The sequence below is a fragment of the Candidatus Krumholzibacteriia bacterium genome (assembly GCA_029865265.1).
In the GTDB taxonomy this organism is placed as follows: domain Bacteria; phylum Krumholzibacteriota; class Krumholzibacteriia; order WVZY01; family JAKEHA01; genus JAKEHA01.
Genome location: JAOUHG010000006.1, coordinates 1 through 19,559, shown reverse-complemented (window position 1 = coordinate 19,559; position 19,559 = coordinate 1). Strand labels below are relative to the sequence as shown.

Sequence of the window (19,559 nt, the reverse complement as noted above, 5' to 3'; positions counted from 1 at the left end):
TTCTGAGGAGGGATGGCTGCACGGACCTCTGAATAATTACTGATAATTGGTTTGCCGACAAGACGTTTTATCGATGGCGCTCCCCTGGCACCGCCCCCCGGACCCGCGGGTGGCGGTGGTAAAAGGACCAGGTCGAGGGGGCGTCGAGTTGTCTGTCCGCAGGTGTCGCTGAAAAGTGACACTTTACTGAGAATGCGTCCTCGAATCAGGACGAGCGGGTGGGGTCTGCTCGTCGCGCGAAGTCTCTCGAGAAGGTGATCGATCTCCTAAAACGATTGGTATCGACGTGCCGTGTTCATGCTGTTCCAGGTGGTCCGGAAGGGGGGCCCGTGCGCTCTTCCGGACACCGGCACTCATTCTTCTCCTCTGCATCGTCACCCCGCTGACGGTCGGCACCGCGCACGCCCAGGAAGACACCTTTTTCGCCTTCGACATCGACCTGGGCGATGTTTCCCGGCTCTACGACTCCCTTTACCGCGACCGCATCACCGGCGAACTCGACGTCGACTCCACCGTCACCTTCGACTGGAAGACGATCCGGCTGGGCAACCAGCACGCCCGCGTCCCCAGCTTTCTCCCCACCGACTCCGACACCGCCCGCCAGGTGGTGGACTACCGGCTGGTGCCCGGCTACCGCGCGGTGATCACTGTTCCGCGCACCGCATTCTTCGAGCAGGACGAGCGCGAGGTGGGCGAGCTGATGCTCCCGATGCCGCGCGACTTCGCCATCCCGGGGCTGCGCGTGCAGCTGTCCTCCGACGCCGACGTGGCCGACGAGATCCTGCGCGATTCGCGCGCCGCGGTATGGCGCGAGGCGGCACGCGCCAACCTGACCGCCTTCACGGTGGGCACCACCACCACCGCCGCCGGCGGCATCACCTTCGACATCCCGCTGCCCATGCCCAAGAGCCTCGAGTCCATCTTCGGTCCCGGCGAAAAGACCAGCATCACCATCCGCGGCCGCGAGCAGATCACCATCGCCGGTGAAACGCGGGTGATCGACCCCTACATCGGTTTCGAGGGGCGGCAGAACCAGTCGCTGTTTCCGTCGCTCGACATGGAGCAGAAACTGGACGTGAGCCTCATCGGCACCATCGGCGACAAGGTGTCGATCCAGGTGGACCACTCCAGCGAGGCCATCGGTGACGACGCCAACCGCGTGCGCCTGGCCTACACCGGCTACGAGGACGAGGTCATCCAGTTGATCGAGCTGGGCAACACCAGCCTCTCGCTGCCGGGCTCGCAGCTGGTGAGCATCTCCTCCAACGCGCAGGGGCTGTTTGGCGTGAAGATGCTGGCCAAGATGGGTTCCACCGACATCACCGTGATCGCCAGCAAGCAGCAGGGCGAGGCGGCGGCCGCCACCTTTACCCCCACCGGCGGCACGTTGGGACAGTCGGAAACACGCACCATCCGCGACGTGGACTACATCAAGAACAAGTACTTCTACCTCGACGACCCGGCCAGCTTCATCGGCGCCAGCGAGGTCGACTTCGAGGTGTACCGGACGGTGACGCCCACCGACCTCATCATCGACCCCACCATCCAGAGCCTGCCGGGCTGGGTGATTCCCGACTCGGTCGGCAACGGCCAGAGCATCCGCGATGCCGCCACCGCCATCAACGCCGGCAGCCGGCCGCGCATCGGTACGTTCGCGCTCAGCCCGCAGAAGTTCGAGCTGCTGGAACGCGGCATCGACTACGAGTTCATCGTCGACGCCATCACCCTGGACGTGATCGGCGTGGAACTGTTCGACCCCATCGCGTCCACGGCCCAGAAGTCAGTGGCGCTGCGCTACACCAACAGCCTGGGAACCCCGGTGGGAGGATCCTACGCGACCCTCGGCGTCATCAACCCCGCCACCGGCCAGGTGACGGTGGCGGGCTCGGCCGCGGACACGCTGATGCTGGAAATGATCAAGGCGCCGGACCCGAAGCCGGTGGGCCCGTACGGTTCCGTGTGGCGGCTGGCGGTGCGCAACATCTACAACCTCGGCCTCACCAGCATCGACGGCAACTCGCTGGAGATCATCATCGAGGACGTGATCAACCCGCGCGTCAACCCCGAGGTTCCGCAGAACTCGGATGTGCCCTACCTGAAGATTTTCGGCCTCGACCAGACCGATCGCAGCGGCACCGGGCCTCCCGACGGGCGTATCGACCTCACCAGCGGGCTGGTGAACCTGACCACCGGCACGCTGCAGTTCCCGTCGCTGCGGGCCTTCGCGCCCGACACCTTGAGTGTCACCGGGTGGACCGAAGGCCAGTTCCAGTTCAGCGGCGAGTACCAGCCGCAGTACGACAAGGCCACGCGCATCTACACCGACTTTCTCAACTCCACCCAGGAGGCGGACGTCCACCAGTACGTCATCAAGGTGACGGCGGTAAGCACCTCGAAGACCTTCCGCATCAACGCGCTCGACATCGTGGAGAACAGCGAGACCATCACCCTGAACGGGCGCAAGCTCACGCGCGGCACCGACTACAGCATCGACTACGAGACCGGCGAGGTGGAGCTGCGTGAGAGCGCGTCTTCGGACCTCACGCCGGACTCCAAGCTCACCATCGATTACGAATACAAACCGCTGGGCGGCATCGGCTCCAGCACCCTGGCCGGTTTCAGCACGCAGTCCAAGCTGGGCGAGAACGCGCGTCTCGGCACCACCTTTCTCTACGAGTCCAAGGCGACTGCGGCCGACCGGCCGCGGCTGGGCGAGGAGCCCACGCGCGGCATCGTGGGCGGTGTCACCGGTGGATACCAGCACCAGTCGCGCCTGCTCACCGACGTTGCCAACTGGCTCCCCTACGTGGACACCGACGCGCCCAGCACCATCCAGATCGACGGCGAGCTTGCGGCCAGCATTCCCAACCCCAACACCAGGAACGAGGCCTACATCGACGACTTCGAGGGGGTGGAGGACAGCGATCGCATTCCCACCTCGCGGCGCAGCTGGTACCCGGCCAGTCTCCCCGCCGGCATGGTGTGGGAGGACTCGCTGCGGCTGGACCAGTTCTGGTACAACATCGAGCCGGAGCGCGGGGTACACCGCCGCGACCTCAACCCCGAGCTCGACGAGCAGGAAAACACGCTGGTGCAGTCGCTGGACCTGGAGCTGATGAACACGCCCACCCTGACCGACTCCACCCGGTACGCGGGTGTCATGCTGGGCTTTTCCGGCGGCGGGCTGGACATCACCCAGGGGCAGTTCATCGAGATATGGGTGAACGACTTCAAGCCTGATCCACTGACGCGCGGCGGACAGCTGCACATCGACATGGGGATCATCGACGAGAACTTCTTCAATCCCGGCGATAACGTCTTCGACGACGAGGACCGGGACCGCGACGGGTTCGCCGCGGCCTTCGACGACACCGGTCTGGACCTGTTGTTCAACATCGACGAGCCCGCCATCATCCCGCCCCTGGGCAACGCGGATGACCCCTCCGGAGACGACATCGATGTGAACAAGATCAGCGGGCGCTACCTCAAGGTCAACGGAACCGAGGGCAACCGCTTCTACGACACCGAGGATCTCGACCGCAACGGGCAGCTGGGACGCGACAACGCGTACTTCAGCTACACCATCAACCTGGCCGACAGCGCGGAAATCGACATCCGCGCGCAGTACCCGGGCTACGACGGCTTCTCGGAAACGGGGCACGAGAACGACTCCTGGCGGCTCTACCGCGTCAAGATATCCGACAACACCATTGTGGCGCCCAGCGGTCTGCAGCCGCGCCTGGACGAGATCCGCCACGTGCGCGTGTGGTTCGACGGCGCCACCGAGATCTTGCGCGACAGCGGCACCGGCGCACGCCGTCTCCAGGTGTGCGAGTTCTCCATCCAGGGCAACCGCTGGGAGGCGGACAAGATCCGCAACCTGTACGACGGGGTGGAGACCGCCACCGGTGCGGACTTTGCCATCGGCTCCATCAGCACCAAGACCGACCCGGGCGTGTACAAGCCGCCGGTGGACCCCAACACGGTGAACCAGATTTCGGACAAGGAATCGTCGCTCGCGGTGCGCTACGCCAACCTTCCCGACAGCACCCAGTTGCGCATCCTCAAGCGCTTCGCGGGGGCGGGGCTGAACCTGACCCTGTACCGCGACCTGAACTTCTGGGTCCACACCGACGAGCTGCGCGACAGTGTGGAGTACTACTTCCGCATGGCGACCAACGAAGACAACTACTACGAGGTGCAGGTGCCCTTCACCGGCGAGTACTACAACGAAACCGGCTGGGCGCTGGTGCAGATCAAGCTCGCGGATCTCACCAACCTCAAGTTCGAGCCGTCCGACAGCGTCGTGACGGGGTCAGCCACCGACTTTGGTGACCCGAGCAAGGTCTACCCGGTGCTGATGCGCGGACTGCCCAACCTCAACGGGGTACGCTTTCTCTACGCGGGGGTGCGCAACCGCAGCAACTCGATTCCGCAGAGCGGCGAGATCTGGATGGACGACATCTATGTGGGCGACGTGCTGCGCGACTTCGACCACTCGGAGCGCGTGAGCGCCAACCTGAGCGTGGCGGGCGGTGCCATCAGCCTGGGTGGCAACTGGGCTCGCACCGGTGCGGACTACCGCGGACTGCGCCAGACGCGCGGCAGCGGTGTGGACCAGACCGTGTTCGGGCTGAACGCGCGCACCGACCTGCAGTACTTCCTGCCCCTGGCGGGGTTTTCGATTCCGGTCTCGGGCAACTACTCGCGCAATCGCTCGCTGCCCAAGTATCCCCCCAACAGTGACACCGAGATCCAGGATCCGGCGGTGCAGGACAGTCTGCGAACCGAACGCGTCGCGCGCGGGTTCACCACCTCGCTCACCCGGCGCGTGCAGTCGCAGAACTTCCTGATGCGCTACACCTTCGACCGCATCAAACCAACATTTTCCTACAGTGATCAGCGCGGAATCAGTCCGTCGGTGCGCGACACCACCACCAACATGGCGGGCTCGGTTTCTTACCAGCTCACCTGGTCGGGCGACAAGACCCTCCCGCTGTTCGGAAAGAACCGCATTCGGTGGTGGTTCAACTCGATCGACCTTTCGTCCAGCGCGAACCGGCAGACCTCGACGCGCTGGACCCTGCGAACCGGGGAGTTCCGCAGGGAACCCTACCAGTACAACGCGTCGCTGCGTAACCAGGGCAATATTCGCTACAACCCGTTCCGTTCGCTGGAGTCGAACTTCGGCGTGGCCATCTCACGGGATCTGGGGTTGCCGCACGACTGGCAGGGGGTCAACGTGGGTACGGAGGTGGGGCGCAGCAACAACCTGCGCGTATCCTTCGTCGCGCCGCGCTGGCCCATCGTGCGCCTGGTGGAACCCACCGTCGAGGTGCTGTCGAACTACAACGAGGATTCGAGTCCCAACGTGCGCCGCGAGGGCGATCCCAGCGGGACCCGCAACGTCAACGCGTCGCGCAACGACACCGGGCGCCTGCGCTTCGACCTGAGCAAGCACGTCACCACCCTCTACAAGTGGCTGGGGTGGGATCCTGCGGCGGTGACACCGCCGCCCGGTGGCGGTTCCGCCGTGCCGCCCGGCAACGCGCCGCCGTCCGGCGGCGGGCAACCCGCGGGACAGGGAGGCACCGGCGAGGCGGAGGCCGATACCACCGCCCAGCAACCGGCCCGGCCGCGCCCCGGGGTGGGCAGCGCGGTGAAGGGGTTCGGGCGGATCTTCACCCGCTTCCAGCCCATCAGCGCCAGTGTGCAGCACCGGCTCAACTCGAGCTACGCGCGCATCCCCGACCGCCCGGACCTCGCCTACCGGCTGGGCGCGAGTACCGCCAGCGGCGTGATGAAGGACGGCGAGTCGCTGGACACGCCCGACACGCGTCGCGAGGAGTTGAGCTACAACGTGAGCAGCAGCGTGCGGCTGATGGAGAAGCAGAACGGCCAGACCATCGACCTGCAGGCGCGCTATGCGCACGGCACCAGCGACAGCGACTTCCGCGAGAGCCAGACGCGCGCCACCAACAGCACCTGGCCCGACCTGCAGCTCAAGTTCGACAATCTGCACCAGTTCGGGCCGCTGCGGCCCATCCTGGCCGGCGGCGAACTCACCCTCGACTACCGTGAGACCCACAACGAATCCGGCACCAAGGGGCAGCCGGCCACGGTCATCGCGGAGACATCCACCATGTCGCCCTCGCTGCTGTTCACCTGGAAGAACGACCTGACCTCGACGCTGGGTGTCGCACGCTCGCAGAATTCCAGCGAAACACGCGGATCGAAGACGGTGACCAACAGCTTCTCGGTTACACTGGACCTCCGGAAGAACTTCCGTGCCGGCGGCAGCATCGGTCTGTTCGGCAAGGACATCAGTTTCAAGAACCAGTTGGAGTCCACCCTGAACATTTCCTATTCAAAATCGGGCGGCGAGCGATTCACCCCGGGTGCCACCACGGGAACGCCGATCCCCGCCACCACCAACATCCGGGTGGGGCCGCGCGTGACGTACACGTTCAACACCAACATCAACGGGAGCGCGTTCATCGACTACACCCGCGCCTACGCCGAGGCGCAGGACCAGACCATCACCACCTTGCGCCTGGGCATTTCGGCGGTCATCAACTTCTGATCGCAATGGGGGACGCATTGAACATGCCGCGTGTGTTTGTGGTTGCACTGCCGGCCGCCGGCCTGGTGGCCGCTGGCCTGCTGGCGGGTGGTTGCGCGGCGAAGGAGGTCCCCGCCTTCTCCGCCGACAGCGCGCTGGTGCACGTGGAGCACCAGGTGGCGCTGGGCCCGCGCGTGCCCGGCAGCCCGGCGCGCGATGCGGCCGCGCGCTACCTCGCGCGCACCCTGGAGCGCCACGGGGCCAGCGTGTCGTTGCAGGCCTTCGAGGTCGACGACCCCTACCGGCCCGGCCGCCTGCGGCTCATCAACATCATGGGCAGCTTCGCGCCCGACCGCGGACGCCGCCTCATGCTCGCCGCGCACTACGACTCGCGCCCCTGGGCCGACCAGGAAGCCGACTCCACCCTGTGGACCACGCCCATCCCCGGCGCGGTGGACGGTGCGGTGTCGACGGGCATCCTGCTGGAGGTGGCCCGTGTGGTGGGCGCACGGCTGCCCGCGGACATCGGGGTGGACGTGGTGCTCTTCGACGGGGAGGACTACGGCAAGGAGGGCGACCTGCAGTACTACCTGCTGGGCTCGCAGGGCTTCGTGGCGCGCGCCGCCGGGTACCGGCCGGTGGCGGCGATCCTGCTGGACATGGTGGGAGGCCGCGGCACGCGCGTGCAGCAGGAGGGCTTCTCGCGCCAGCGCGCGCCCGCCCTGGTGGATTTCGTGTTCGGGCGCGCGGCCGCGCTGGGCCTGGACTACTTCGAGCCGGTCGAGGGAACCCCCGTCTACGACGACCACGTGCCGCTGCTGCAGGCGGGCTATCCCGCCATCGACCTGTTCGGCTACGGCTACGGCGCCTGGCACACGCTGGGGGACGACCTCGACCAGGTGGACGCCGCCCGCGTGGCCGACGTCGGAACCCTGCTCCAGAGCATCATTTACGACTTCAGCTACCCCGCCCGCTGAGCCCGCCCCCGGACCCGGGGGGCGGTCAACCCCCTCCTGTGGCGCCCCTTGCGCCTGTGGCCACTTTTGTGGTACGTTGCCGATGAGTGTTGTGAGCGACCGAGTGGGCGGGTGGTCTGCCCACTTTTTTGTTGCCCGCCGCGGACCGGAATCCCCGGTCGGATCATGAAAGAAGCGGAACTGGAAAAGGTGATCGCGCCGGAGCTCGAACTGCTCGGTTTCGAGTGCGTCAAGCTCGAGGTGGTGGGCGGCGCGCGCAGCCCCATCCTGCGTATTTTCATCGACAAACCCGGCGGGGTGACCGTGGGCGAGTGTTCCTTTGCGAGCCGCACCATCGCCATGATGCTGGAGCGGGACGAACCGTTTCCCGGCCGCTACCTGCTCGAGGTGTCCTCGCCGGGCAGCAACCGCCCCCTGGTCAGGGAGGAGCACTACCAGCGCTTCGCCGGCCAGGAGGCCAAAGTGGTCGTGGAGCGCCCCGGCGAGGGGAGAATCACGTATACAGGCACCATCCGTTCCTGTATAAACGGAGTTCTGACCCTCGATATCGACGGCGGAGAGATTTCGCTCGCACTCCATGAGGTGGCGCGCGCCAACCTCGTCAATCAGGAATACAAGATCGACAAGAAGCGAGAAAAGGACCGGCGTCCGTCGCGCGCGGCGTGGCGCAGAGGTGAAGAGTAGATGAGCATCCATTTTGCAGAAGCGTTCAACCAGCTCATTCGCGAGCGCAGGCTTGACCGGGCGACCCTCCTGGACACGCTGACCCAGGGTTTTGCCTCCGCGGTTCGCCGCAAGTACGGCCCCACCGCGGAGGTTCGCATCGACGAGGATGGACACGGCGGCATCGAGTTGTTCCTCGTGCAGCACGTGGTGAAGGAAGTCGAGGACGACAGTCTGCAGATTTCCGTCGAAGACGCCCAGGAGTACGCCGACGGTGCGGAAGTGGGCGACGTGATCGAAATCAACCTCCCCTTCGAGGAGTTCGGCCGCAACGCCATCCAGGTCACCAAGCAGATCCTCATGCAGAAGATCCGCGAGTTCGAGCGCGACCGCGTCTTCGAGGAATACAAGGACCGCACCGGCGAGATCGTTTCCGGCAGTGTGCAGCAGATCGACCGCACCGGCATCCTGGTCAACCTGGGCAACGCCGAGGCGTTCATGCCCAAGAAGGACCAGATCCGCCGCGAGCGCTACAACCAGGGTTCTTCCATCCGTGCCGTCATCATGAAGGTCGACAAGGAAGCCAAGGGGCCCATGATCACGCTGTCGCGCACCAGCCCCGAGATGCTCAAGGTGCTGTTCACGCAGGAAGTGCCGGAGATCTACGAGGGCCTGATCGAGATCAAGAGCATCGCCCGCGAGGCGGGCGGCCGCTCCAAGATCGCCGTGTATTCGCGCGACGACCGCGTGGACGCGGTGGGCGCGTGCGTGGGCATGAAGGGCTCGCGCGTGCAGGCCGTGGTCAACGAACTCTCCGGCGAGCGCATCGACATCGTGCCGTGGAGCGACGACGTATCCACGTTCATTTCTCGCGCGCTTTCGCCGGCCAAGATCACGCAGGTGCGCGCCGACCTGGAAACCAAGTCGGTGATGGTCGTGGTGGACGAAGACCAGCTCTCACTGGCCATCGGCAAGGAAGGGCAGAACGTGCGCCTGGCGTCGCGGCTCACCGGCTGGCAGATCGAACTGGTCTCCAATCGCGAGCTCGAACAGCGCCAGCGGCTGCAGGAGCAGCTGTTGATGCCCATCGAGGAAATGGTGGGTGTCAGCGACAAGATGGCCGAGAAGCTGCGCGAGGCGGGCATCAACTCCGTGCAGAAGCTGATTCGCACGCCGCTGCCGGTGCTGCTGGAGATCCCCGGCTTCGGCGAGAAGACCGCGGAGAAGCTGCTGGAGACCGCCAGCGGCACCGTGAAGGAGCTGGAGCGCGCGCTCGAGGAACTCATCCGCAAGGAGAACGAGGAGCGCGAACGCGAGAAGCTGGCCGAGAAGCCGCTTTTCGACGAGGCGATGCTCAACGCGGAGGAAGCGGCTCCCGAGGAGGAGCCGGTGAAGCTCACCGAGGAGATGCTCTTCCGCGACCCGGCCGAGGTCGAGGCGGAGGAGAACGCCGAATCCGAAGCGGCCGCCGCCTCGGCGGAGAGCGCGGATGCTCCCGCGGCACCGGCGGCGGAGGAGAATGCCGCACCTGCGGAAACCGTGGAAGCGCCCGCCGCGGCAACGGAGAGTTCGGATGCACCCGCAGAGGACCAGCCGGACCGGAAGGACACGAACGAGTAAATGCGGATTCACGAGCTGGCAAAGAAGTACAACGTCTCGAGCGAAGAGCTGATCGCGCTCCTGAAGCAGTCCGGGCACGAAGTGTCCAACCACATGAGCGCGGTTGACTACGACATGCTCGCTGCTCTCGACCGTCACTTCTCCTGGTCCCATACCGCCACGAAGAAGCCGGCCAGGAAGACCGCCGCCAAGAGCAAGGCGGCCAAGGCGACCGAGGCCGCGGCTGCCGCTCCGGCCAGGACGAAGGCCAAGGTCAAGCTGGTCAAGGCCCGTGTCGTCAAGGCCGAGCCGGCCGAGGCGCCCGCCGCGGAGGAAAAGCCCAAGGCGCGGCTGGCCAAGTCCAAGACGGCCAAGGTGGAAGAGGCCGCTCCCGCGGCCGAGGCACCGCCGGCGAAGACCGCCACGTCCGCCCGGGAAGCGGCCGTGGTGGAAACGAAGAAGCCGGCTCCCGCCAGGGCGGAAGAGAAGGCGCGTCCGAAGAAGGAAGAGAAGCCGGCCCGCAAGGCGGGCAAGGGCAAGACGCACACCGTAGCCCCCGAGGAACCGGCCCGGGAAACCCCGCAACCGGCCGCGGCGAGCGGAGCCACGCTCACCATCGACGAGCCCGAATGGCGCGGACGCATCATCGAGGAGCCGCGCAAGCAGAACCGCGAGGCTGAACAGGTGCGCGAGAGCGTGCGCCGCCGCATCGCGGAAATGGAAACGACGCGCAAGACCAAGCGTCGCAAGACCCGCACGACGCCCGCCGAGCCCACCGACCTCCCGCCGGTTCGTGTCCAGGAAGGTGTCACCGCGGGCGACCTGGCGGCGGCCTTCGAGATGAGCGTCGACGAGTTGATCGCGCGCCTCGCGCGCCTCGACGTGGAGGCCTCGCCCAACAAGGAACTCTCGCGGGACAACATCGAACTGCTCGCCGAAGAGCTGGAGCGCCCGGTCGAAATCGAGGCGGTCTACGGCGAGATGCAGCTCAAGCACGCCGCCACCATCGACCCCGCCAAGCTGGCGCCGAGGGCGCCGGTGGTGACGGTGATGGGGCACGTCGACCACGGTAAGACCTCGATCCTCGACTACATCCGCAAGGCCAAGGTGGCCGCGGGTGAAGCCGGCGGCATCACCCAGCACGTCGGCGCCTACGAGGTGGGAACGGGCACCGGCAGGATCACCTTCATCGACACACCCGGCCACGAGGCGTTCACCGCCATGCGCGCGCGCGGCGCGCGCTGCACCGACATCGTGGTGCTGGTGGTGGCGGCGGACGACGGCGTCATGCCGCAGACCATCGAGGCCATCAACCACACCCGGGCGGCAGGCGTGCCGATGATCGTGGCGGTCAACAAGTCCGACCTGCCCGGCGTCAATCCCGCCCAGGTCAAGCAGCAGTTGATGCAGTACAACGTGCTCACGGAGGACTTCGGCGGTGAGGTGGTGGCGGTGGACGTATCCGCCAAGACCGGCCACAACATCGACAAGTTGCTGGAGATGATTCTGCTGCAGGCGGAGCTGGGCGACCTCAAGGCGGACCCCACCGCTTCTGCGCAGGGTGTGGTGGTCGAGGTGCGCAAGGAGGAAGGGCGCGGCATCCTGATTACCGTGCTCGTGCAGCAGGGTACGCTGAAGGTGGGCAACGTGTTCGTGGTGGGTAACGAGTGGGGCAAGGTGCGCTCCATGTTCGACCACGCCGGGCGTCCGCTGCGCGAGGCGGGACCGTCCAAGCCGGTGGTGGTGCTCGGTTCCAACGGCATGCCCGAGGCGGGCGACGAGTTCATCGGCGTCAAGGACGAGCGCGAGGCGCGCGAAGTCGCCAGCAAGCGCCAGCAGGCCATTCGTACGCGCGAACTGCAGCCCACCAAGGCGCTCACGCTGGAAGACCTCTACGCGCAGATCCAGGAGGGCGACGTCAAGGAGCTCTCCCTGGTCATCAAGGCCGACACCAATGGTTCGGTGGAGGCCTTGCGCGACAGCCTCTCGCAGCACAGCGTCGAGAACGTCAAGGTGAACGTGATTCACGCCGCGGTCGGGTCGGTATCCGAGTCCGACGTGCTGCTGGCGGCCAATTCGGGCGGTATCATCATCGCATTCAGCGCCAAGGTGGCGCCGAAGGCCAAGGAGATCGCCAAGCTCAAGGGCGTGGACATCCGCAGCTACCGCATCATCTACGAGGTGATGGACGACGTCGACAAGGCACTCAAGGGAATGCTGGAGCCGATTTTCGAGGAGCGCGTACTGGGCCGCGCGGAAGTGCGCAAGCTGTTCAAGGTCTCGCGGACCGGCACCATTGCCGGCTGCATGGTGGTCGATGGCAACGTGACACGCAGCGCGCAGGTTCGTGTGTTGCGCGCCGAAGAGGTCGTCTTCACCGGGCGCCTCGCATCACTCAAACGCTTCCAGGACGACGTCAAGGAAGTCGCGCAGAATTTCGAGTGCGGCATCGGGGTGCAGGGTTTCGACGATCTGCACGAGGGCGATATCATCGAGGCGTTCGTCATCGAGGAGAAGGCGCGGGTATTCTAGTCGCGGGTGCGCCGTGCCCGCGCCGGGCGCGACATGTTCGTCAAGCTTCTCACCGTCGATCTGCTGATCCCCGGCTGTTCTTCATTGAAAGAAAAGCGCTACGTGCTTTCGAGCCTCAAGGCGAGGCTGCGCAGCCGTTTCAATGTTTCCGTCGCCGAGGTGGATTTCCAGGACAAGTGGCAGCGCAGCATGCTGGCGGTGTCGCTGGTGGGAACGGATCACGGCACGCTGGACGGTGCCTGCGCGAAGGTGCGCAACTTCATCGAGAACGACCGCCGGGTGACGGTGGCGGATACGATGGAGGAGTTCAGGTAGTCAGGTGAAACTGTCTGGCAGAATACAATGAAGAAATCACACCATAGAATCGAGCGCGTCAACGCGGTCATCAAGGAGATCCTGAGTGAGATCGTGCTCAAGGACGTCAAGGACCCGCGCGTGGGGCTCGTTACCGTTACCGGGGTCAATACCGCGAAGGATCTCTCCGCCGCGCGCGTGTTCTTCAGTGTGATGGGCGACGAGGCGCAGCGCCAGATCACCATGAAGATCCTGCGCAGCGCGTCCGGCTACATGCGCCATACCATCGCCCGCGAGCTGGACGTCAAGGTGGCGCCGGAGCTGCGCTGGGTTTACGACGACTCTCTCGACCGCGCCTTCCGCATTGACCAGGTCCTGCACGAGGCCGAGGGCGCCGCGCCCGAAACCGCGGACGCAGCGCCGGAGCCGGACACCCCGGACGACGGGGAAGCGGAATGACCAACCGCTTTGAGAACCGCGTGTTCGTCATCGACAAGGCCATCGGCCCCACGTCGTTCGATATCGTCGCGGCCATGCGCCGCGTGACCGGCCTGCGCAAGGTGGGCCACGCGGGCACGCTGGATCCGCTGGCGCGCGGCGTGCTGCTGGTGTGCACCGGTACCGCCACGCGCGCGGTGGAACACTTCATGGACCTCGAGAAGGAGTATCAGTTCGACGTCCGCCTGGGTGTGGAAACCACCACCCTCGACGCCGAGGGCGACGTGGTGCGCGAGGCGCCGGTGCCGGAAGGGCTCACCCGGGAACTCCTGAATACCGCCGCTGCGTCATTCGTGGGGCCGTACGCGATGACCCCGCCCGCCTACTCGGCCATCAAGCGCAAGGGGCGGCGACACTACGAGCTGGCGCGGGCGGGCGAGGAAGCGCCCGTCGAACCGCGCCAGGTCACCATCTACGGCTTCGAGGTGCTCGCGGTGGAACTGCCGCTGGTGCGCTGCGTGGTGCGTTGTTCGCGCGGCACCTATGTGCGGTCCCTCGCGCGCGACTTCGGCGCGCGGCTGGGGCTGCCGGCTTCGCTCACCACCCTGGCGAGAACGCGCATCGGCGCGTTTGCAATCGAGGACGCGTTTCCCTCCGAAAAGCTCCTGCCGGATGGTCCCGAGCAACCGGCGGGTCTCGCGCTGGAGGACGCGCTTTCCTTTCTGCCCGGCGTGGTGATCACCGAGCGTGCGGGTCGCATGCTGCAGTTCGGGATGTCGCCGCTGCGCCAGGACGTGGTGGAGACCATCGGCTCGCCGCGACACGGCGCCATGCGCGTGCTGGGCGAAGACGGAACCTTGCTCGCGGTGGGCACGCGTGATTCCGAGCGCCCCCGCGACCCGTTGCGCATCTGCGATTCCTTCCGTCTCTACGTGGAGTCCGCCGGCAGCGCGCCCGCCAGTGCGCGGCCGCGCGTCGAGGGCTGACCGCGGGGCCGCATGAGAGTCGCACGCAGCCTGGAAGAACTCGCCACGCAACGCCCGGTCCGCAGCGGCGTGACGCTGGGGGTGTTCGACGGCGTCCACTGCGGGCACCAGCGCATCATCGAAGAGCTGATTGCGCGCCGCGACCTCGGACACGTGGAGAGCGCGTGGGCGATCACCTTCGATCCGCATCCGGTGCTCGTCACCCACTCGCTCGCCGCCCCCGCGCTGCTCACCACCATCGACGAGCGCCTGGAGCTGCTGGGGCGGATGGCGCTGGACGGCGTCTTCGTCCTCCCCTTCGACGAGACCACCGCGCACATGAACTACCGCGATTTCATCCAGCGCTACTTCCTGGACGCGATGGACATGCGCGAGCTGGTGCTGGGATACGATTGTCACTTCGGCCACAAGCGCGAGGGGAGTCCCGAGCGGGTCATGGAAGAGGGGGCCCGCCGCGGTTTCGCGGTGAAGGTGGTGCCGGCCGTCAACCTGGAGGGCGAGGTGGTTTCCAGCACCACCATACGTGCCCGGCTGCTGGGTTCGGACCTGGAGCGTGCCAACCAGCTGCTCGGCCACCCCTACCTCGTGCGCGGGCGCGTGGTGGAGGGGGAGGGCCGCGGGAGGGACCTCGGCTTCCCGACCGCCAACCTGCAGATCGCCGACCCGGGCAAGCTGTGGCCGCCGGCCGGGGTGTACGCGGTGCGGGTGGGCTGGCGCGGCTGGATTCATGAAGGGATGATGAACATCGGGCGGTCTCCCACCATCAAGCGGGGCAGCCGGGACGAGATCGAGGTGCATATCTTCGATTTCGACAACCACCTCTACGGCGAGACGCTCTCGGTGTACTGCGAGGCCTTCCTGCGTCCGGAGCACAAGTTCCCCACGGTGAGCGCCCTCATCGAGCAACTCGCCGCGGACCGCAACGCGGCCCGCGAGCGCCTGGGTGGCTCCCCGTGACGCCCCGGCACCCGGCGGCGCCCGGGGCGCGGTTATTGCCCTTTACACCTCCGGGGCCGTGTGCTAGCGTCCCGAAGTCTGACGGCTGGTCTTCATCCGGCTGTCGCCATCGTGTCGCGTACCGATGTACGAGGAGGTGATCAGACGATGGCAATGACTCCCGATCAGAAGCGGGACATAATCGAGAAGTACAAGCTCCACGACAAGGACTCCGGGTCGGCCGAAGTTCAGATAGCTCTCCTCACTGAGCGAATCCGGATGCTCACCGATCACTTCCAGGTGCACAAGAAGGACCATGCGTCCCGGCGAGGCCTGTTGAAGCTCGTTGGACGACGTCGCAAGCTCCTGGACTATCTCAAGAACCAGAAGATCGAAAGCTACCGGGAAATGCTGAAGCAGCTCAACCTGCGCAAGTAGCCCTCACGGGCTGCTGCGCGGTGTTGGCCGCGTCTTGTCGACGCGCCTCGTTTGCGTTTGTCTTCGTTAGACTCTAAGGCAGGTTTGTTTCAAAGATGACGACTCATACAGTATCGAGAACGATTAACGGCCAGAACTACACCATCGAGACGGGCCGGATGGCCAAGCAGGCCGACGGATCCGTTGTGGTCCGCATGGGCGACACGATGGTGCTGGTGGCCGTGGTGGCGGCGCAGAAGAAGACGGATCGCGACTTCTTCCCGCTCACCGTCGAGTACCGCGAGAAGTTCTACGCCTCCGGGCGCATCCCGGGTGGCTTCTTCAAGCGCGAAGGGCGGCCCGGCGAGCGCGAGACGCTCACCGCGCGCCTGACCGACCGGCCCATCCGGCCGTTGTTCGACAAGCACTTCATGTGCGAGACGCAGGTGATCGTTCAGCCGATCAGCTACGACGGGCTCAATGCCCCGGATGTGCTCGGGTTGGTGGGCGCCTCGGCGGCGCTGGCCCTGTCCGACATCCCGTTCAACGACACCATGTCCGGTGTGCGCGTGGGCCGGATCGACGGCCGGTTCGTCGTGAACCCCACCACCGAACAGATGGAGTCGAGTGACATCGACGTCATCGTGGCCGGCACCGACGACGCCGTCATGATGGTGGAGGGCGCCTGCAAGGAGGTCAGCGAAGAAGACATGCTGGCCGCGGTGCGCTTCGCGCACGAAGAGATCAAGCTCTTCAACAAGATGCAGCACGACCTGGTGGCCAAGGCCGGCGCCAAGACCAAACGCGTGGTCGAGGTTCCCGAGCGCCTGGCCGAACTGGACGGCAAGATCGAGAAGCTCTTCTCCGACCAGATCAAGAAGGCCCTGGTGATTGCCAAGAAGCTCGACCGGCAGGACGCGCTCAAGGCCATCCACACCGAGGCCGCGGCCATGTTCCAGCTCGACTACCCCGAGAAAGAGGCGTACATCGCCCTCGTCCTCGAGGAGATCGAGAAGAAGCTCATGCGCCACATGATCCTGGACGAGGGCCGCCGTCTCGACGGACGCGGCACCACCGACATCCGGCCCATCACCTGCGAGATCGGCGTTCTGCCGCGCGCGCACGGTTCGGCCCTGTTCACACGCGGTGAGACGCAGAGCCTGGTCAGCACCACGCTCGGCACCACCGAGGACGAGCAGATGCTCGACACCATCGAGGGTGAGAGCTGGAAGCGCTACATGCTCCACTACAACTTCCCGGCGTTCTCGGTGGGTGAGACGGGTCGCTTCGGCGGGCCCGGCCGCCGCGAGATCGGCCACGGTGCCCTCGCCGAGCGCGCCATCCGGCCCATGATCCCGGAGAAGAACGATTTCCCCTACACGATCCGCATCGTGTCGGAGATCCTCGAGTCCAACGGATCGAGTTCGATGGCATCGGTGTGCGGCGGCAGCCTGGCCCTGATGGACGCCGGCGTTCCCATCCCCAAGGCCGTCGCGGGTATCGCGATGGGCCTCGTGATCGAGGGTGACCGCGTGGCGGTGCTGAGCGACATCCTCGGCGCCGAGGACCACCTGGGCGACATGGACTTCAAGGTGACGGGCACCGCGCAGGGCATCACCGCCTTCCAGCTCGACACCAAGATCGCGGGCATTTCCGACGCGGTCATGATGAAGGCACTGCACCAGGCCAAGGTGGGGCGCTTGCACATCCTGGAGGTCATGAACCAGGCCATCTCGACGCCGGCCAAGGACATCTCGCCGTTTGCGCCCAAGATCACCACCATCACCATCCCCACCGACAAGATCCGCGAGATCATCGGCCCGGGAGGCAAGGTTGTGAAGCGCATCCAGGAGGAGTCGGGTGCCAAGATCGAGATCGAAGACGACGGAACCGTCCGCGTGATTGCGGTGAACACGGAGAGCGCGGAAATCGCGCTCACGCGAATCAAGGAAATCACCGCGGAGCCGGAAGTGGGCGCGATCTACGAGGGCGAGGTGCGGAGCATCCTTCCGTTCGGCGCATTCGTGCAGATCATGCCCGGCCGCGACGGCCTGCTGCACATCTCCGAGATCGCCTACCGCCGCCTCGAGCGCGTGGAGGAGGAACTCCAGGTGGGCGACCTGGTCAAGGTCAAGGTCCTCGAGGTCAACGGCGACGGCAAGGTTCGCCTGAGCCGCAAGGTCCTGCTCGAGAAGCCGGAGGGCTACGTCGAGGAGGAGCGGCACGAGCGCCCGCGCCGCGAAGGCGGCGACCGCGGCGGACGCGGCGGCGGACGCGGACGCGAACGGTCGCGGCGCTAGTCACCCCGTTCCCCGGGAACGCATCAGCGGCCCGCCCGCAGGATCTACTCCCGCGGGCGGGCGCAGTTGTTTACAGGGCGCGATGGGCCCATCGCGCGGAGCAACCTCATGAAGTATTCACGCAAGGCCAACAAGATCGTGCTGCCCGGCGGGCTCACGATCCTCCACGAGAAGAACCCCGTCTCCAAGGCGTTCTGCATGGGCGTATGGACGCGCACCGGCGCGCGCGACGAGAAGCCGCGCGAGGCGGGTTTGTGCCACTTCCTGGAGCACATGCTCTTCAAGGGAACCGCCACCCGCACCGCCAAGGACATCTCCCAGGAGATCGAGAAGATCGGCGGCTCGCTGGACGCCTTCACCACCAAGGAGACCATGGCCGTCTACGCGCAGGTGCTCGAGAGCCGGCGCGAGGTCGCCTTCGACCTGATAGCGGACATGCTGGCCCACTCGAGTTTTGCGGACGAGCAGGTGGCGATCGAGCGCCAGGTGGTGATCGAGGAGATCGGCGACGTCGACGACGCTCCCGACGACTTGATCCACGAACTGTTCGCGGCCGAAATCTATCCCGCGCACCCGCTGGGCCGGCCCATCCTGGGGTCGCGCAGCACGGTGTCAAAGTTCCGCCGCGCCGACCTCGTGCGCTACGGCCGGCGCCTGTTCCGGGCCTCCAACCTGGTGGTAGCGGTGTATGGCAACATGGATGAGGAGGAACTGATTGTGGAGTGCCGCGAGCGCTTCCGTTTTCCCGAGGGGACGCTCGCGCGCGACACCACGCGCCTGCGCAAGCCGCACGTGGTGCGCAAGCACGTGCGCAGGAAGCTCCACCAGCAGCACGTGGTCATGGGGCGCCGGACGTTCTCGTTCCTCGACGAGCGCCGCTATCCGCTCATGGTGCTGAACGCGATGATGGGGGGCGGCATGAGTTCGCGGTTGTTCCAGAAGGTGCGCGAGGAGCTGGGGCTGGCCTACAACGTGTTCACGTACCTGGATCACTCGCGCGACACGGGGATGTTTGCCGCGTACATGGCGGTCAACCCCGGCAACGTCCGCAAGGCGATGAAGGCGGTGGCGGCGGAGTTCGCCGACGCGCGCAACGGCGGCCTGACCGCCGCCGAGCTGGACGACACCAAGGCGCACATCAAGGGGCGTATCCTGCTGGGGCTGGAGACCTCCACCTCGCGCATGATGCGTCTGGCGCGCAACGAGATCAGCTATGGCTACCAGATTCCGGAGCGCGAACTGATCGACCGCATCGACTCGGTGTCGCTGGACGACGTGCGCGCTCTGGCGCGCGACCTCTTCGACACCGGATCCTTCACGGCCATCTCGCTGGGGCCGTCGGCCGCGGAGGTATGATTAGCACTGCAGGTCTCTGGAGAACGAGATTCATTGCGCATTGAAGTGCGCCGCGAGATCATAGGCGTGGATCGTTACTGTGTCAGAGCCCTGCGAAGTTGATTCCCAGGCGCCGGGCTTTGACTCCATATGCAAGCCTATCATCGAGGCCTGCTGCCGAAGCGTGGCTTCCAGAGCTGCCCTGCCCCCCTTGACCACGACAAGAGTGCCCCGGGTGATATACATCCCGTCGGAGGAAGAGTCGTAGTCGCAGTCGAGTACGTGCCGGCCGAGCGATCGTCCTGCGTAGTCGAGCAGTTCGAACTCAAGCGTCGCTGCCTGCCCGGCGCCCGGAAGGCATGCCGTGGGCCTCGCGAGCAGCAGCGTGGGAGTGAGCGAGTGGACCGCGGCCACGCGAGGAACCTCATCCGGTGAACTGCCAACGGACCTGGCGAACTTCTTCAGTCTGTCCAGATCGTCCGGGTACTCCGGCAGGTCGATCGCCATCACCTCACCGTCG

At 65.9% G+C, this 19,559-nt stretch carries 13 protein-coding genes; 12 read left to right on the top strand and 1 reads right to left on the bottom strand.

Features of this window, described 5'->3' with window-relative positions; translation table 11 throughout:
- The first annotated feature begins 286 nt into the window (after positions 1-286).
- The 12 genes from sprA to OEX18_04330 all read left to right on the top strand — a co-directional run bounded on the left by sprA (position 287) and on the right by OEX18_04330 (position 19,060).
- Positions 287-6,583 carry a cell surface protein SprA gene (gene sprA / locus OEX18_04385; protein MDH4336496.1) on the top strand — a complete coding sequence of 2,099 codons (6,297 nt, stop codon included), beginning with the start codon at positions 287-289 and terminating at the stop codon, positions 6,581-6,583.
- A 23-nt stretch (positions 6,584-6,606) separates the two neighbouring features.
- Positions 6,607-7,539 (top strand): M28 family peptidase, encoded by a 933-nt coding sequence (locus OEX18_04380; protein MDH4336495.1) that lies wholly within the window; start codon positions 6,607-6,609, stop codon positions 7,537-7,539.
- Between the two features lie 165 nt (positions 7,540-7,704).
- Complete coding sequence (locus OEX18_04375; GenBank protein ID MDH4336494.1) at positions 7,705-8,223, top strand: ribosome maturation factor RimP; 519 nt, start codon at positions 7,705-7,707, stop codon at positions 8,221-8,223.
- A complete protein-coding gene (gene nusA, locus OEX18_04370; GenBank protein MDH4336493.1) occupies positions 8,224-9,822 on the top strand; it encodes a transcription termination factor NusA in 1,599 nt (532 codons plus the stop codon).
- Positions 9,823-12,333, top strand: a complete 2,511-nt coding sequence (gene infB, locus OEX18_04365) for a translation initiation factor IF-2 (protein MDH4336492.1) — start codon at positions 9,823-9,825, stop codon at positions 12,331-12,333. It begins immediately after the preceding gene.
- Positions 12,334-12,366: 33 nt separating this feature from the next.
- Positions 12,367-12,648 carry a DUF503 domain-containing protein gene (locus OEX18_04360; GenBank protein ID MDH4336491.1) on the top strand — a complete coding sequence of 94 codons (282 nt, stop codon included), beginning with the start codon at positions 12,367-12,369 and terminating at the stop codon, positions 12,646-12,648.
- Between the two features lie 27 nt (positions 12,649-12,675).
- Entirely contained in the window at positions 12,676-13,086 is a 411-nt protein-coding gene (rbfA, locus tag OEX18_04355) for a 30S ribosome-binding factor RbfA (protein ID MDH4336490.1), read from the top strand.
- Positions 13,083-14,051, top strand: coding sequence for a tRNA pseudouridine(55) synthase TruB (gene truB, locus OEX18_04350; protein ID MDH4336489.1), 969 nt, complete (start codon positions 13,083-13,085; stop codon positions 14,049-14,051). Before rbfA ends, truB begins: the two co-directional genes overlap by 4 nt.
- Positions 14,052-14,063: 12 nt before the next feature.
- Positions 14,064-15,008 carry a riboflavin biosynthesis protein RibF gene (gene ribF / locus OEX18_04345; GenBank protein ID MDH4336488.1) on the top strand — a complete coding sequence of 315 codons (945 nt, stop codon included), beginning with the start codon at positions 14,064-14,066 and terminating at the stop codon, positions 15,006-15,008.
- A gap of 147 nt (positions 15,009-15,155) precedes the next feature.
- Positions 15,156-15,425 (top strand): 30S ribosomal protein S15, encoded by a 270-nt coding sequence (gene rpsO / locus OEX18_04340; protein MDH4336487.1) that lies wholly within the window; start codon positions 15,156-15,158, stop codon positions 15,423-15,425.
- Between the two features lie 95 nt (positions 15,426-15,520).
- Positions 15,521-17,704: a polyribonucleotide nucleotidyltransferase gene (gene pnp / locus OEX18_04335; protein MDH4336486.1), complete on the top strand. Its 2,184-nt coding sequence runs from the start codon at positions 15,521-15,523 to the stop codon at positions 17,702-17,704.
- Positions 17,705-17,812: 108 nt separating this feature from the next.
- Positions 17,813-19,060 carry an insulinase family protein gene (locus OEX18_04330; protein MDH4336485.1) on the top strand — a complete coding sequence of 416 codons (1,248 nt, stop codon included), beginning with the start codon at positions 17,813-17,815 and terminating at the stop codon, positions 19,058-19,060.
- A gap of 30 nt (positions 19,061-19,090) precedes the next feature.
- Here the strand turns inward: OEX18_04330 and OEX18_04325 are convergent.
- Positions 19,091-19,559 (bottom strand): hypothetical protein (locus OEX18_04325; protein ID MDH4336484.1); only part of this gene is annotated, 469 nt, incomplete at its 5' end.